The 16,355-nt window shown below is 40.9% G+C and carries 15 protein-coding genes and 1 riboswitch; of the genes, 5 read left to right on the forward strand and 10 right to left on the reverse strand.

Annotation, left to right across the window (positions count from 1 at the left end):
- Positions 1–166 precede the first annotated feature (166 nt).
- From LDM98_RS06130 to htpG, 4 genes are all read right to left on the reverse strand, one after another.
- Positions 167–832, reverse strand: a complete 666-nt coding sequence (locus tag LDM98_RS06130; RefSeq protein ID WP_223898454.1) for a uroporphyrinogen-III synthase — start codon at positions 830–832, stop codon at positions 167–169.
- Positions 829–1,755, reverse strand: coding sequence for a cation diffusion facilitator family transporter (locus LDM98_RS06135; protein WP_223898455.1), 927 nt, complete (start codon positions 1,753–1,755; stop codon positions 829–831). The genes LDM98_RS06130 and LDM98_RS06135 overlap by 4 nt, the downstream gene beginning before the upstream one ends.
- 14 nt (positions 1,756–1,769) lie before the next feature.
- Entirely contained in the window at positions 1,770–2,429 is a 660-nt protein-coding gene (locus LDM98_RS06140) for a hypothetical protein (protein WP_223898456.1), read from the reverse strand.
- 96 nt (positions 2,430–2,525) lie between these two features.
- The gene (gene htpG / locus LDM98_RS06145; RefSeq protein WP_223898457.1) at positions 2,526–4,388 is read right to left on the reverse strand and encodes a molecular chaperone HtpG; all 1,863 of its coding nucleotides are present in this window, start codon (positions 4,386–4,388) and stop codon (positions 2,526–2,528) included.
- A 143-nt stretch (positions 4,389–4,531) separates the two neighbouring features.
- On the opposite strand from htpG, the gene LDM98_RS06150 reads away from it, so the two are divergent.
- The gene (locus LDM98_RS06150; RefSeq protein ID WP_223898458.1) at positions 4,532–5,023 is read left to right on the forward strand and encodes a histidine phosphatase family protein; all 492 of its coding nucleotides are present in this window, start codon (positions 4,532–4,534) and stop codon (positions 5,021–5,023) included.
- Between the two features lie 3 nt (positions 5,024–5,026).
- On the opposite strand, the gene LDM98_RS06155 is transcribed toward LDM98_RS06150, so the two are convergent.
- The 6 genes from LDM98_RS06155 to nadB form a co-directional block, all read right to left on the reverse strand.
- Positions 5,027–5,629 carry a transglutaminase domain-containing protein gene (locus LDM98_RS06155; protein WP_223898459.1) on the reverse strand — a complete coding sequence of 201 codons (603 nt, stop codon included), beginning with the start codon at positions 5,627–5,629 and terminating at the stop codon, positions 5,027–5,029.
- Positions 5,630–5,660: 31 nt separating this feature from the next.
- A complete protein-coding gene (locus LDM98_RS06160) occupies positions 5,661–6,827 on the reverse strand; it encodes a hypothetical protein (RefSeq protein ID WP_223898460.1) in 1,167 nt (388 codons plus the stop codon).
- Between the two features lie 68 nt (positions 6,828–6,895).
- On the reverse strand, positions 6,896–7,183 hold the full coding sequence (locus tag LDM98_RS06165) for a hypothetical protein (protein WP_223898461.1): 288 nt from the start codon (positions 7,181–7,183) through the stop codon (positions 6,896–6,898).
- A gap of 184 nt (positions 7,184–7,367) precedes the next feature.
- Positions 7,368–8,906: a glutamine-hydrolyzing GMP synthase gene (gene guaA, locus LDM98_RS06170; protein ID WP_223898462.1), complete on the reverse strand. Its 1,539-nt coding sequence runs from the start codon at positions 8,904–8,906 to the stop codon at positions 7,368–7,370.
- A gap of 121 nt (positions 8,907–9,027) precedes the next feature.
- Complete coding sequence (gene nhaD, locus LDM98_RS06175; protein WP_223898463.1) at positions 9,028–10,374, reverse strand: sodium:proton antiporter NhaD; 1,347 nt, start codon at positions 10,372–10,374, stop codon at positions 9,028–9,030.
- Between the two features lie 50 nt (positions 10,375–10,424).
- A complete protein-coding gene (nadB, locus tag LDM98_RS06180) occupies positions 10,425–11,876 on the reverse strand; it encodes an L-aspartate oxidase (protein ID WP_223898464.1) in 1,452 nt (483 codons plus the stop codon).
- A gap of 119 nt (positions 11,877–11,995) precedes the next feature.
- Between nadB and LDM98_RS06185 the strand changes: the two genes are divergently transcribed.
- The 4 genes from LDM98_RS06185 to LDM98_RS06200 all read left to right on the forward strand — a co-directional run bounded on the left by LDM98_RS06185 (position 11,996) and on the right by LDM98_RS06200 (position 16,346).
- Entirely contained in the window at positions 11,996–12,439 is a 444-nt protein-coding gene (locus tag LDM98_RS06185) for a DciA family protein (protein ID WP_223898465.1), read from the forward strand.
- Positions 12,427–14,217, forward strand: coding sequence for an excinuclease ABC subunit UvrC (uvrC, locus tag LDM98_RS06190; RefSeq protein WP_223898466.1), 1,791 nt, complete (start codon positions 12,427–12,429; stop codon positions 14,215–14,217). Before LDM98_RS06185 ends, uvrC begins: the two co-directional genes overlap by 13 nt.
- Positions 14,218–14,362: 145 nt before the next feature.
- A riboswitch (cyclic di-GMP riboswitch) is annotated at positions 14,363–14,437 on the forward strand.
- A 78-nt stretch (positions 14,438–14,515) separates the two neighbouring features.
- On the forward strand, positions 14,516–14,929 hold the full coding sequence (locus LDM98_RS06195) for a PAS domain S-box protein (protein ID WP_223898467.1): 414 nt from the start codon (positions 14,516–14,518) through the stop codon (positions 14,927–14,929).
- A gap of 19 nt (positions 14,930–14,948) precedes the next feature.
- Positions 14,949–16,346, forward strand: a complete 1,398-nt coding sequence (locus tag LDM98_RS06200) for an Hpt domain-containing protein (protein WP_223898468.1) — start codon at positions 14,949–14,951, stop codon at positions 16,344–16,346.
- Positions 16,347–16,355: the final 9 nt, after the last annotated feature.

Genomic DNA, 16,355 nt, shown 5'->3' on the forward strand with positions numbered 1-16,355 from the left:
TAGCCAACGGTGTAGGAGAGAGTCTCTCTTTAGGGGATGATCTCTCGCCGACCATGTCAAGCTCAAACGAAAACATCCACACACCAAGAGACCACATGTCCCACTAACAATAAATGTTGGACCCCAAATACAGTCGTCGCATCACCTAGGCTAAATATATTATAACCTATTTGGAGTTAGAAGTGAGTAAAATCTGCTTTGCTTTTAGTATGCAGGCATCTATCGTTGGCCTATCTGCTACTTCATAGCATACTTTGGCAGGTAAATGTACTTTTGTCGCTTCACCTATCACCACGGCGGTATAACTTTCATCCCATGCAAAGTTTTTCAAAAAACAGTGAATCGTCGAGGGAGATGTGAAGATAATAATGGCATTTTTGCCTGGTTTCTCTTTTTTTTCATAGCGGATACAAGCAGTCTCATAGATGACCTGTTCCTGAAGTGCTATACCCGCCTTGGCTAAAAACGTTTTTGCATCAAAAGAGACCTCTTTAGGGCGTAAGTATAAGATCTTTTTATCTTGAAATTGCGTGATGATATCTTGACTGAGCGTTTGGGCATAAAATGATTTGGGTCGGTACATCACTTTTCCGCCCAGGGATTCTATCTCTTTTGCCGTGGCTGCCCCTATGGCCAGACAAGGATACTTTTTCCATTCGGGATTTAATGCTTCTGCGCTCTTGACGGCCTGCTTGGAGGTAAACAGCAGTGTATCGCATGTTGAAAGATCTATCGTGGAGGAGAGAGATGAAAAACGTATCATCGGCAGATGTCTCGTTCCTTCCCTGGGCAGAGGGGATAAAAGATAGATCATACCATCAGTTTGCGTCATGATGATTTTTTCGCTACTCTGGATAAATGCTCACCATTCAGCATTGCCACATTCATACGTTCGTCATCATAAGGATCAAAGTGCGGTGTAATGACCCAGTTTTTATTGGTATCGAGTAAAAAGATCTGATCTTCTACTTGATCGGCGATACGGTGTGCTTCAAGCAGCAGTATATTCGGGTGCAAGACCATATGAAATTCTACAAAGTTGATGGAACCGTCCGTACGTGTCTTAAGCCAATGGTAACTTGTTATCTCAGGATGACTTGAGAGGATCTTTGCAATGTTTTCCACCATATCTGCATCCAGTGCACGGTCTAAAAGTATCTCTATACCTTCCCGAACGATCTCGTAGGCAGAGTAGATGATATAAAGTCCTATCCCTAGACCAAAGACCGCATCGATCGCATCAATGCCTGTCAGATATACCAATCCCAGCGCCAGCAAAACAGCAGCATTGCTCCATAGGTCTGTAGTATAATGCAACGCATCTGCTTTGATCACAAGATTGTCCGTCACTCTGGCGATTTTTAAGAGATACCTGGACAAAAGATAGGTAATGATGATGGAAAGCGTCATGGCTACGATTGAAGGGGTAAGCAGTGTGGTCACAGATCCGCTGCTTATCTTTTTAAACGCCTCATAAATGATGTAGAGACCTGACATGGTAATGATCGTTCCCTCTATGACAGCAGCAATAGCTTGGATCTTACCTTTACCGTAATGGTATTCATCATCCGGATGTTCTTCTGACTTTTTGATCGCATAAAAGTTGAAAACGGACACCAACATATCTAAAAGAGAGTCGATCGCAGAAGCAAGGACCGCCACTGATCCGCTTGCTATTCCCAAGACCAATTTTAAGATCACCAAAAGTGTTGCAACGGAACTTGACACAAGTGTGGCACGTTTCTGTGGTGACATTTTCAACTCCTTGCTCATGATAATGCTCCTCTTTTTTCTTTTATCATTGTCAACCCATTGACGGCCAATAATCCCACAGAGACTGTAAGATACATTATAAGAAGCATCCATAATCCGCGGCTTGCCACATCCAAAAAAGGGAAGAAAAGTGTGATACGATACAGTATACCTAGTAAGACTGTATATTTCACCATGTTGTGTAGACGTGTATAGAGTTTAACAATAGTTATCTCACGACAATGGTCACATCGGTTTTCAATCGCTCTTTGCTCATTTTTAGATAAAAATGCATAGACGAACTTTAACACATAACGCGACAAAGTAATGATCACAGCTATTCTAATGATAACAAAAAATGCCTCTAACCAAAAGCCCTCCGGTATCTTGGTCCACAGTTCCAAAAGCAGTGCTTTGAGACTCATCCCTTCCGAAAGATAATAGAGCCCAAACATAAACATACCTGTGAGCCCCAGCCATAACAATACTTTCAGTACCCAAAAGAGATACTCTTTTGCTTTCTCTATTTTAGCCTTATGTTTTTCATATGAAGAGGTATTTCTCATCAGCCCAAAAGCAAACCGGTAATGCCATATAAGCATGAAATAGAGTGCTACCACAGAAAAAAGAAGTATTCCAAATGCAATCACTTCTTCGTAGAAATTTGAGATATCCATATTTGACGGCCTCACAGTTGAATGAAAAGTGATTTTAGCATAGTTAGATTTAAAGGGCACGGGAAAGTTTGCCCGTGCCCTGAAATATAGAGAAAATTAGAGTGCTTTGGTCGCTAATGAAGCTACGCGTTGGGCAAAGGCTCCCTTATCTTTAGGTTCGAGTCCTTCAGAAAGTTTCGCAGAATCCAAAAGTATCCATGAGAGATCAGCAAAGAGAGATTCATCTTCAAGCGTATCCAGCTTCTTGATCATTTCATGGTCAGGGTTGATCTCCAGGATCAAAGGTATTTCCGGCATTTCCTGTCCCATTTGGGCAAACATCGCTGCCATACTTGCCATAGGATCAGAACTGTCTTTCAGTACACATGAGGGACTGGATGTCAGTCTCGTAGAAGTTTTTACCTCCTTGACCTCTTCACCCAACACCTCTTTGATCTTATCTGTAAGAGATTTGAACTCTTTAGAGATCTCTTCTTTCTCTTCTTCGGTCTTGGAATCCGGTGCTTCAATCGTTGTGATATCTTTAAGGTTCCACTCTTTATAGGCACCTATCATCGGCGTAACGATACTGTCCACCTCTTTATCATCCATGATAAGTACTTCGATATTTGCCTTTTTATAGGCTTCGAGCAGAGGAGAGTTTCTCAATACCTTTTCATCATCACCTACGATATAGTAGATCTCTTTTTTCTCAGAATCACAACGGCTCGTATACTCTTCAAGCGATACAAGACCTTCTTCCGTTGAACTCTTGTATTTGACGATATCAAGCAACAACTCTTTGTTCACATGGTCTGTGTAGATACCCTCTTTTATCACTCTATTGTATTGTGCAATAAATGTATCCGCATCTTCGCCACTGAGCTTTTTAATGGCCTGGAGTATCTTCTTTGTAGAATTTTGTTTGATATTTGCCAAGATCCTGTTTTCCTGAAGTAACTCACGGGAAACATTCAGCGGCAGATCTTCAGAATCGATGATCCCTTTTACAAAACGAAGATACGGTGGCAATAACTCTTTGTTGTCATCGGTGATAAACACACGCTTCACATAGAGTTTAACCCCTGCTTCATAATCTGCTCTGTACATATCCATAGGGGCGGTTTTAGGGATATAGAAAAGTGTGGTAAATTCATTGGCACCCTCTACTCTGTTGTGCAGATAGCTCAGTGGTTCATTATCACCATGTGCCAATGTTTTATAGAACTCTACATAATCCTCTTTTTTCAATTCAGATTTTGGAAGTGTCCAGAGTGCTGTAGCCGCATTGATCTGTTCTGATTTCTGGACCATTTTAGTCGTTGCTTCATCCCCTTCACCTTCTCTCTCCTCTTCAGAGTAGTTCAACATAATAGGGTATGCAATGTGGTTGGAGTACTTTTTGACCACTTCTTGTACTCTCCACTTGTCCAGGAACTCTTTCTCATCCTCTTTAAGCTTGATGTAGATGATCGTTCCATGCGCTTCCTTCGTCACAGGCTTCACTTCGTACTCACCTGTACCATCCGTACTGAACATGTAAGCCTGCTCTTCACCCGCCTTTTTAGAGATCACATCCACTTTGTCTGCTACCATGAACACAGAATAGAACCCTACCCCGAACTGACCGATAAGATTTGAATCTTTTTTCGCATCACCGGTAAGATTTTCCATGAATGCTTTTGTACCGGACTTGGCAATCGTACCTAAATGGTCCATTAGATCGGATTCATTCATCCCTACACCATTATCACCGATGGTTAGAGAGTTATCGTCTTTATCTAATTTGATGAACACTTTTCCGGACCAATCATCTTTCTTGAACTTTTCATCTGTAAGAGAAAGATAATTAAATTTATCTAACGCATCACTCGCATTTGAAACGAGTTCACGTATAAATATCTCTTTGTTTGAATAAAGAGAGTGAGTCATCAGTTTTAAGAGTTGACCAATCTCTGTTTGAAATTGATGTTTTGCCATACTATTTCTCCTATAGTGTATTACTTTGGTGAGATTATAATATATTTTTCTAAATATTACAAGTTTTTTGAAGGAAAGTTTAGTGATATTGACTAAAGTATTTATATTTTTAAAATATCCCATTATCTTGCTATAATAGAGATATGAAAAATTTATATTTAATCAGACATGCAAAATCAGATTGGAGCGATGAGAGTCAAAGCGACTTCGACAGGGGCCTCAATAAAAGAGGTGAAAAAGCGATCCTTACCATGGCAAATGCACTCAAAGAGAAAAAAGTCATGCCGGATCTTATACTCTCCAGTTCTGCCAAAAGAGCACGACTTACAGCCAAAGGTTTAGCCAAAGAGATAGGCTATGAGGAAAAGATCAAATACATCGATGCTCTTTATATGGCAGCACCTCTGGATGTCATTTCCATTATTAAAGAGATCAAAGACAAATACGATGATGTATGGATCGTCGGGCACAATCCCGAAACAACTGAATTAACAGACCTGATGCTGGATGACTACATCGACAATGTACCCACGCTGGGTATCGTCGCCTTAAAACTTCCGATCAAGCATTGGAAGAAAATGAAACCCGAAAAAGCAAAACTAAACTTTTTTATTTACCCTAAAATGTATACATAAGTTTTACTCTTTCCACTCCAGATGCTCTATAGAAAGTTTGTCGTTTGAAAATGGCTCAATGATGACATCTAACTCATCGAGCCTATAGTGCAAAGGGAAACCTATATTTGAATTTCTGGCCGTACTTTCGAGGATAAAGTATTTCTTTCCATTGACCCAGAGCCCTTTTGTCTTATCCAATCGCTTATCCTCTATGGCTGTAATGACAAAAATGTGTTTGGGTACCAGGACAAAATAGGCTTCTGATCCTAATACATGCAGCATAGAAATGAGTAGATTGCTCTTGTCATCACAATCTCCAAAATTCTGCTGTATGGTTTTTTGTGCAGAATACTGTTGAAAAGTGTTGGTCTTATAGGGGATATTGGTCACAAAATCCAATAAGGATTGTACTTTACAAAGTGCATCGGAGCAATGTGCTGTTAATGCAAATGCTTTCTCTTGTATCTCTTGGGAAGTCGTGACATAAGATCTATAGATGCCATTGGATGTACCTACATGTGTTCTATCTACGATAGCCATCGCCTTGATCGTACCGTAGATAAAAGCAATAAAAGAAATCGCTATAATAAGAAGAGATAGATTTTTTTTACTTTCGCTTTTCATACAAAGCTACACCCTATCAAAACATATTCTTTTATTCTTTTTTGCCTGTTTCACAACCCTGTTTTTGACGCTCTGCTAAAAGTTCTACACGTTTTTTCTCTGCATCTTTTAACATTTTCTTTTTGTTATTGCTCACTGTGAACCCTGGTGACGGTAATGCACTGGCTTTTTCTTGTAAATGGAAAGCACTGGTAGTATTTACCATGATCGTAAATTCATACAGTTCGATCAGCTCTTGATCAAGAGCATCATATACATCAGACTTACGACTCACTCTCTTTTCGTCAGCTATTTGAGCACTCTCTACCGTCATAAGGGATTCAGCACTCTCTTTTTGATGCTCTGCTGAATGTTCTGTATCTTTTTTCGTTTCATCTCTGACCACTGGTACGTTATTCTTTTTCACCGTGATCCCGGCTACCGGCACTGCTGCAACCTTTTCTTCAACATCCACACTACTGCCATGGTTTATCTTGGTCGTCAATGCGTCTGGTTTAACCATTTTTTCATCCCTGTCAGTAGATGGTTCTGATACTGGCACAGGTTTATTGACCACTTCCTTTTTATCTGCCAGGTCAACACTGCGTACAGGTATAGACGTTTTGCAACTATATTTTTGACGCTCTGCCGTATACTCTGCATATTTCTTCTTTGCATCTTTTAGCATCTGTTTTCTATTATTGCTGACCGTGATACCAGGTACCGACAGTGCTGCAGCTTTTTCTTCCAAATGAAAAGCACTGGTATGGTTTACCATGGCAATAAATTCATCCAGTTTCATCAGTTTGTTATCAATAGTATCACATGGCTCAGATAACAGAGCAGCTTTACTTACCACTGCCATTTGTGCCGTACTTGTATGTATAGGAGATTCGCAACCGTATTTTTGATGCTCTGCAGCATACTCTGCATATTTCTTCTCTGCATCTTCTAACATCTGTTTTCTATTATTGCTGACCGTGATCCCCGGTACCGTCAGTGCTGTAGCTTTTTCTTCCAAATGAAAAGCACTGGTGTTTTGTACCACTTGGGTAAATCTATCCAATCTTAGCACTTTTGCATCGATCGCAGCACAGGGATCAGAAGACAAAGAAGGGGTACTTACTACAGCCATTTTATCAGTCATTTGACCACTGCAGGCAGTCATAAAGGTTACAACAGCAAGAGACGAGAGTGAGTAAAGCAGTATTTTTTTCATAAGAGATTCCTTTAAAAAAGATTATAGCCGAAGTAGCTCAAATAAACGCGAGGGTCTATGTATATACATTACTGCAAACGCTTTTGGGTCACTTCATCCGGTTCAACTTCACATAACATCGTATCTTGTCCGCAATGACGGCAGGTTGTTCTCACAGTAAAGATATACCAGCCATTTTTATCTTTCAGTAGGGAATTACCACACTTAGGACAGGTGATACGGCTCTGAAGTATAGCAAAGAACATTGCCACACCTAGCTGAAGTGTACTATGCGTATAAAATATGGATAAGATGACAAAAAGACCGACCATCACACCTAGGATCATATACTTAACAAATGATGGAATACATTTCATGATTCTATTTCCTTTTTATTTGTAAAAAATATTTTAACACAATGGACTTCATCTGTAATGATATTAGTATGATTCTATTTCTTTCTCATGGGTATTAGATTCGAAGGTTGTTGAGAAGGGGGTTTCATGTCAAGTAAGTGACTGAACAACCCTACCCTCGAAGATAAGATCAAATAGAATCAAACTATTCCCACTCAATGGTTGCAGGAGGCTTAGAGCTGATATCATATACGACTCTGTTGATCCCGTCAATCTCATTAATGATCCTTCTACTCATACCTTCAAGCACATCATGCGGGATGTGTGCAAAAGTAGCCGTCATACCATCTACGGATTCAACCATACGGATACAGACCGTATTGTCATAGGTACGGTTGTCCCCCATCACACCCACGGATTGTACATTCAGCAGTACCGTGAATGCCTGCCATACTTTATCATAGTATCCTGTTGCTTTAAGCTCTTCTTGCATAATGGCATCTGATTCACGAAGTAGTCTCAATGCCTCTTCATTGACGTCTCCCATGACTCTTATGGCAAGACCTGGCCCAGGGAAAGGATGTCTTCCTATCATATGCTTTGGAAGTCCCAGTTCAAGACCGAGTTTTCTTACTTCATCTTTAAATATCTCTCTAAGAGGTTCCACCAGCTCAAAGGTCATCCAATCCGGGAGACCGCCCACATTATGGTGAGATTTGATCGTTTTTGATGGTCCTTTTACTGAAACAGATTCGATCACATCCGTATAGAGAGTCCCTTGTGCAAGAAAACTTACATCCGTATGCTTCTTGGCTTCTTTATCAAATACTTCAATGAACTTTTCACCGATAGCTTTTCTTTTGGCTTCAGGATCTGTCACACCTGCAAGTGCTTCCATAAACTCTTTTTTTGCATCGAGAGTGATCAATGGAATACCTACAAGTTTGAACATATCCTGTACCTGTTCTGCTTCATCCTTACGAAGCAGTCCCTGATCCACAAACACACAGATGAGCTGTTCTTTTGGCAAGGCTTCATTCAGCATAGCAGCCACAACAGAAGAGTCTACTCCGCCGCTTACGCCACAAAGGACTTTTCTGTCACCCACTTGTGCTCTGATAGCAGCGATCTTCTCTTTCGCAAAACTTCCCATGTTCCAAGTGCTGTCACAACCACAGATGTGCTTAGCAAAGTTCTTCAACATTGCTGTACCTTCTACCGAGTGATGTACTTCCGGGTGAAACTGGAATGCATAGATGTTTTTACTCTCATTGGCTATGGCTGCAAATGGAGAGTTTTCACTTGTACCTATGACCTCAAAACCTTCAGGTATACGTTCTGCTTTATCTCCATGGCTCATCCATACGATAGAGTCATTTGGGATATTGTTGAAGATACCGCCATTGTTTTCTATGTGAAGTTTTGCTTTCCCGTATTCATGATGATCCGCGGCGATCACGCTTCCGCCAAAGTGCTGTGTGATAAGCTGCATACCATAACAGATACCCAAAATAGGCAATCCAAGATCCCACACGCCATCATCTGGCTTATATGCATCTTCTGCATACACAGAAGCCGGGCCGCCAGAAAGTATAATACCTTGCGGTTTTCTGGCCTTAATATCTTCAATACTCTCACGATACGGTACTACTTCCGTATAGACACCACTTTCTCTCAGTTTTCTAGCGATAAGCTGTGTATATTGTGATCCGAAGTCTAAGACTAATATAGGTACTTGTTTCATCATCTTTCCTTGTATATGTATGGTTAAATCTTTCAAAAAAAACTTAACTATAAAAATACTTTTTCGGTATTCCTGAGCATCCTCAGAAATACCGATCTTGCAAACCTAACCTAAGATAGGATTATGCACCTATACCCAGTATCAGAAACTGTACATACCAGACAGAGACTGACACGATATAACCTACAAGTACGGTCCAAGCTAATTTTAGATGTGAACCAAATGTATAAATTCCGTGAAGTTTACCCATGACACCCACACCTGCGGCAGAACCGAATGAGATCAGTGATCCACCCACACCGGCCGTAAGTGTTACAAGCATCCACTGTGCATGTGCAGATGCACCCATATCCGGGCTTGACTTCAGTACTGCTGACATGACAGGTACGTTATCCACGATCGCAGAAAGGAATCCTACTCCGATATTCACGGTAGTCGCACCAAACTGGGAATAGAGAGCCGTGAAGTACTCCAAGAAACCTAAAAAGTGAAGTCCGCCGACCGCAGCTAAAATACCAAAGAAGAAAAGCAGTGTATCATTTTCAATTTTAGCGATGAATGAGAAAACGTTGACCGGAGGACATACGATACCCTCACTGTCGTATCTTACTTCTCTGCTCATTCTATAAATATAGAGTTTCAGCACAGCCAAACCGAACATCATTCCCCACATTGCAGGTAAATGAAGGACCTGGTGCGAGAGAACCGCTGAAGCGATCGTCAAAGCAAAAAGCCCTATGATCACTTTCCCGCCTGCAGCGATATAGACCTTTTTTTCATCTGCCGCAAATGGCGGTGTATCGTGTGGTACAAAACGGCTTAAAAGGAATGCCGTCACAAACCAACCTAAAATCGATGCAGGGAAAAGATAAAGGAAATCAACAAAAGCCCCCTTGCCGTCAACCCATACCATCAACGTTGTGATATCACCAAATGGTGACCAGGCACCCCCGGCGTTCGCCGCAACAACGATATTGATCGCCGAAGGCACGATAAATGCTTTGTTCGTTTTATCAATGGTGATCAATACCGTTGAAAGGATCAGTGCTGTTGTAAGGTTATCTGCAACAGGAGAGATGAAGAAAGCCAGAAGACCTGTGATCCAGAAAAGTTTTTTATAGCTGTACCCTTTGGAGACAAGGTTATAACGTAAAGCAGAAAATACATTCCTGTCGATCATCGCCTCGATATAGGTCATTGCCACATAGAGGAAGAAGAAGATCCCTGCGATCTCATAAATAAGCAACTCTATTTCATGGTGCAGATGTGCACCGTCCAAACCGTTCATAGCATAATAGACACCGATCAACATGAAGATCATTGTCCCTGCAAAAAGTGCCGGTTTTGCTTTGTTTATAAGGTATTTATCTTCCGCTGCGATAAAGTAGTATCCTACGACAAATATGATAAGTGAAACGATCCCCACCCATGTCGTTGTCAAATCTGTGTGCAATATTTCCGTGGTCATTAATTGTTCTCCTAATTCTTTGGTATGCCATATCTGCCCATACATTTACGCTAGACTGACTCTATATAGTGTGAGCCCAAAGACTCTTTTCTCGCAAGTGCTGCATCTACGATGGCAGAAGCAGTATTTAGTCTCAGTTTCAGTAATCTGCCGATCTCTTTATTTTTCATATCATAAATGAGATTTTTCGCTTCATGCAAGCCTTTGGTTGTCCTGATAATCCCTATATCATCCCACATCACTTGACGTAATTTTTGTTTATAGATTTTATCGTTTTCCTTGTGCAGAATATTACCGTAATCTTTCTCAAATATAGGTGTTTTTATCGCTTTATGCTCTTTGGAAAGCAGATGTTCCACTGCACGTTTTGCAAAGACCACACCTTCAAGTAATGAATTGGATGCAAGACGATTTGCCCCATGCACGCCTGTTCTTGCTGCTTCACCTATCACATAAAGACCTTCCATACCCTCTATGGAGCCATTGGTATCGCATTTTATACCACCGTTAGAGTAGTGAAATGCCGGAGAGATAGCGATCTTGTCTTTGGGGAATTTATAGCCAAGTCTGGCAAAGGTATGTGTGATATTGGGGAAACGATGTTCAAACCATTTCTCTTCGAACATGGAAAAATCCAGATAAGCCTTTTGTCCCGTTTTTCGTTTATGGGTGAAGATACCGCGAGCCACGATATCCCGGCTTGCCAACTCTCCTCTCTCATCATAATCGAACAAGAATCGTCTTCCCTCTTCATCCACGACATGCGCACCCTCACCCCTCAATGCTTCGGTCAGTAACAGTTTTCTTGCAAAAGGGGTATCAACAAATACGGTAGGATGAAACTGCATGAATTCCATATCGGAAAGCTCTATACCTTTTTCAACACAGATACCATGAATGTCGGCGCTGACGGTACGAGAATTAGTATTGTATGCATACAAAGAGCCTATACCTCCAGAGGCGATGATTACATCATCTGCATAGATGGTCGTAGGTTCATAATTGACCGTTGCTTTGACCCCAAAACATCTGCCGTTATCTATAAGCAGATCATACACCAGTGTATTTTTCTGAAGCTGGTGTTTGTTCTGCACCATCATAAAATAATGCATATAACGTCCCGTAGCATCTCCTCCGGCATGTATGATACGCTCTACGGAGTGTGCAGCCTCTTTCGTATATAAAAGATTCCCCGCTTCATCGGTATCAAACTCCATCCCTCTGGAGATGATATCAGGCGTGGTTTCCAGTGAGGTACGGGAGAGAATCTCCACAGCTTCTTTGTTATTATGATACGAACCCGCAGCCATGGTATCTTCGACATGAAGAGGGATATCCGCTTCATTCAAGGCGGTGGTCATACCTCCCTGGGCATAAAACGTATTGCACTCCCAGGGGATATCTTTACATACCACCAAGACCTTTTTACTTGCAGGCAGCTGCATGGCTGCATAAAGCCCTGCGATACCGGCACCTATGATCAGTACATCATACTTCTGCATCTTTAACCTTCTGTCTTCATACTTGTATTGTGCTCTACACTCTCTTCTACATACACCGGGTCGGTTTTATAACCGCACCCTGTCAAGATGATACAGCAAAGTGATGTTATAATCGCTTTATGAAAAAAGCCAGTATGATTTTGTCTCATTTATCTTCTCAACCTCAGTTTAAATCATTAAAACGGCAGGAGTGTTACCAAAAGTTTATCGATCTTCTTAGTCCCAAATGGCAAAAGGCCGTTGCCTTTGTCTATATCAAAGATGCGACACTCTTTATAGCGGTCACACACCCCGGTTTTAAAATGGAACTTAATTATAATAGAGATTTATTAAAAAGCCTATTAACAGAGCTGAACAAGCACGATGAAGCGTGTAAGATGATGCAGGCTGAAAAGGTTGTCGTCTTTCACAGCAAATATTATGCGATGCCTCAGGAAAAAGTCTCTTATGTGAGTGTACCCCATTATCATGAACGTGCCAAGGGAAATTTTGAAACACCTTCAGACAGAGAACTCAAAGAAAAATTCGAACGTATCAAAGCCATAGTCACATGCAATCAGTAATCCAAGATCTCCCTTCCTGTGCAGGCGTGTACCAGTATTTTGACGCAAACGGCAAACTGCTCTATGTAGGAAAGGCCAAAAACCTGAAAAACAGGGTCAAAAGCTATTGGCGTTTTTCTCCTGAATTCAAACCCAACCCTGCACAAAGTTCGCGCATCATCAAAATGCTCTATGAAGCAAGCAGAATTGAGTATATCGTCGTAGAGACGGAAGACGATGCCCTCATCTTGGAAAACTCGCTGATCAAACAGCTCAAACCCAAATACAACATTTTGCTTCGTGATGATAAAACTTACCCCTACATCTATATCGATGAATCTGTAGCCTACCCAAGGTTTGAGATCACCCGAAAGGTCATCAAAGGCAAGCAAATCACCTATTACGGCCCTTTTCCTACCGGAGGGAAAGCCCTACTTGATGCACTCTATGAAGTCTATCCGCTGGTACAGAAGAAGTCTTGTTTAAAAGAAGGAAAAGCCTGTCTCTTCTATCAGATCAAAAAATGTCTGGCCCCTTGTGAAGGGAAAGTGTCACCTGAAGCCTATGGTGAGATCGTCACCCAAGCCAAAACATCCATCGTCAAACGTAAAGATCTACTCTCCACCCTTGAAGAGAAGATGACAAACCTTGCCATCCAGGAACGTTATGAAGAAGCCGCTGCTATACGCGACAGCATCAATGCCATCTCTTCGCTCACGATCTCATCAAACATTGATTTTGCCAATGCCATGGACCTGGATATCTTTGCCATACTCAATGGGGATGAAAGAGGTGTGATCGTCAAGCTCTTTATGCGGGGAGGTAAGATCATCTCATCCGCATACTCTTACTTCAGGCATACCCATATTTTTGACGAAAATGAAGCGTATAAACAGGCCTTATTGGAATTCTATACCATCGACACCCCCCATACCGGTAAACAGATTCTTACGGCCCATATGTTTGAAGACTCGGCACAGGTGGCACATAGCCTTTCTGCCCGTTTTGACAAAAAAATAGAGATCCTTACCCCTCAGCGCGGTCCCAAAGCCAAACTGATCTCTTTGGCCCTGCAAAACTGCGAAGAGTTATTGCGTAAAACGCAGAGTGATACACTCATGGAACAAAAAATAGCAGATCTCTTTGACCTTTCTGTCATTCCTTACCGTATAGAAACTTTCGACAACTCTCATCTTATGGGAGCTGCTACAGTGGGCGGTATGGTGGTGTGGGATGAAGATAAATGGGATAAATCCGCATACCGACGGTATACACTGCATGAACGTGATGAGTATGGGCAGATGAAAGAGATGCTCTCCAGACGTATAGAGAACTTTAAAGAAGAACCTGCTCCGGACCTCTGGATACTTGATGGAGGACAGGCCAACCTCAATCTTGCAAAAGCCCTTCTCAAAGAAGCCCATGTCAATCTTGATGTCATAGCCATAGCTAAAGAAAAGCTCGATGCCAAGGCACACCGCGCGAAAGGTGCAGCCAAAGATATCCTCTATACCGCTCATGGCGTTCTTGAACTCAAAGCAAATGACAAACGTCTACACTGGATACAGCGCCAAAGAGATGAAGCACATCGTTATGCCATTACCTACCATCAGAACAAAAAACGTAAAGAAGATACACAAATTTCACTTCTCAATAAAAAAGGCATAGGCAAAGCAACAGTGAAAAAGTTGATCGATTATTTCGGGACATTTGAAGCCATAGAAAATGCATCTCATGAAGAAATAGAAAAAGTTACAAATAAGAAAATCTCTAACATTATTAAAAATTATAATCCATAAACAGACATTATTTAATATTTTTTACTAAAAAACTTCTTAATTCAATCTATTTTTAGTTTAGTTGTTATAGAGTTTTAGCAGCGGGTTATGTTTGCAGTATTGTTAGCCATAAGATTCTAGTGCATCTTATATGATACATAACGCTAAGTTAACAAGCTAAACTCATTGTGAAGTGAGGACAGAAAGCCATGGGTCTCATGAAGATTGCCAGGCTGCGAACAGTAGACTTCATGACTGTAAGTTTACTGAAACTACACTTCTTACACGTCACACTACAAAAAGGGGGGAGAATAATACAATGAATAGACCTGATCCAATTGATGAAGAGTATATCTTTGAAAAAGGCTTGATCGTTAGTTCTACAGATCTTAAAGGGATCATTACATACGCTAACAGAAAATTCTGTGAAATATCAGGATATACCAAAGAGGAACTCGTAGGCAAAAATCATAATATCGTCAGACATCCGGATATGCCAAAAGCAGCATTTCAAGAACTTTGGGACACGATACAGAGTGGCAAGGAGTGGACCGGTATCGTAAAAAATTTAAGAAAAGATGGCAGATATTATTGGGTTTATTCACATATTTCACCTATCATCCTTGATGGAGAGACCACCGGCTATACTGCAGCCAGAAGACCGGCATCGGAGACAGAGGTCACAGAAACCATTCCTATTTACAGGGATTTGTTAGAGAAAGAAAGTAAGTAAAAGAGGGGTTGTCAACAAAATGTACTATATATTAAATGAAACAAATCAAATTATCGCTGCTGATAAGAATCTATTGGAATTATGCGGGTTGTCGCATATAGATGCATTATCATTAAACATTGCATTAGGCGATACAAAATTTGATTTATCTGAAACAAAAATCACGATCACTACAGATCAAAATGAAAAAACGTTTCCTGTCTCCAAAACGTCTCTTTCAAGTATGCTTGGTCATATCACATTGGTTGAAATACAAGCAGAAGAAGAAAAAGCAGAAGAAAATGATCTATCGGTATTAACACTTGATGATACGGTAGAAAATATCGCTCCTCTTGATAGAGAGGAAACGGGTGAAGAAAAAGAAGTTGCTGTAGAAGACAGCGAACGCTTTGATCTTGTCATGGAAGAGGAAACAGAAAGTATCGCTCCTCTTGATACAGAGGAACCAAGCAAAGAACCTGAAGTTGCTATAGAAGACAACGAACTCTTTGATCTTGTTATGGAAGAAGAAACACAGAGCAGCATTGAGACGGTGGAAGAACCGCTCGATATCATGACCGAAGATACAGATATCCTTGACTTGGGATTGTCCGATAGAGAAGATGAAGTCATAATGGAGAAACCTGAAGCAGAGGATACTGCTGAAATTCTAATAGATCTGGATAAAGTATGTCAACAGATCGGTGTTTCTCATGAAGATTACAATACATTTCTCAATGAATATATCGATACGGCATTGGAACTTGAAACGGATCTACAGAGTGAAGAGAGCGCAACACGTTCCAATGCTGTTGCAACACTTTCCCATCTTGGCGAAGTATTACAATTGCCGGTTATCGGAGACCTCCTAAAAAGAATTGATGCAGCGCCTGCAGGTGAACAAAAAGCAACGGTCGAATCTTTTTACACAGCTCTCTCAAGAATCACTAAATCACCAAGCTCTCAAGCAGAACCTGAAATGGACCTCTTTGATACCCAAAAAGAGACTGAGCTAGACCTTTTTGATGTTGAAGAAAAAGAAAGTAAACCAGAAGTGATGATCAATGAAAAAGGCTTTGGTACTATTTCTCTTGAAGGTATTAAACCAATTCACTTTGACTTTCAACTTGAAGAAGCAGCCAATGACCTCTCTTTACCTGTAGAACTTATTGAAGAATTTGTAAATGATTTTATCGAACAGTGTCATAGTGAAACCAAGAATATGCTAAAAGCCTATGAAGAGGGTGATCTGGATGCCATTCAGAAGATAGGACATCTTCTTAAAGGCGCTGCAAGTAACCTTCGTATCAATCCATTAGCTGATACGCTCTATAAGATACAGTTTTGTGAAGACAGCAGTGATTTGGAAGCTTTGATCAAAGACTATTGGGGACACTTTTTGTCTTTCGAAATTCAAATAAATGCGCTAGCAAAATAAAAGGAAATA

This window comes from Sulfurovum sp. TSL1 (assembly GCF_019972135.1).
In the GTDB taxonomy this organism is placed as follows: Bacteria; Campylobacterota; Campylobacteria; order Campylobacterales; family Sulfurovaceae; genus Sulfurovum.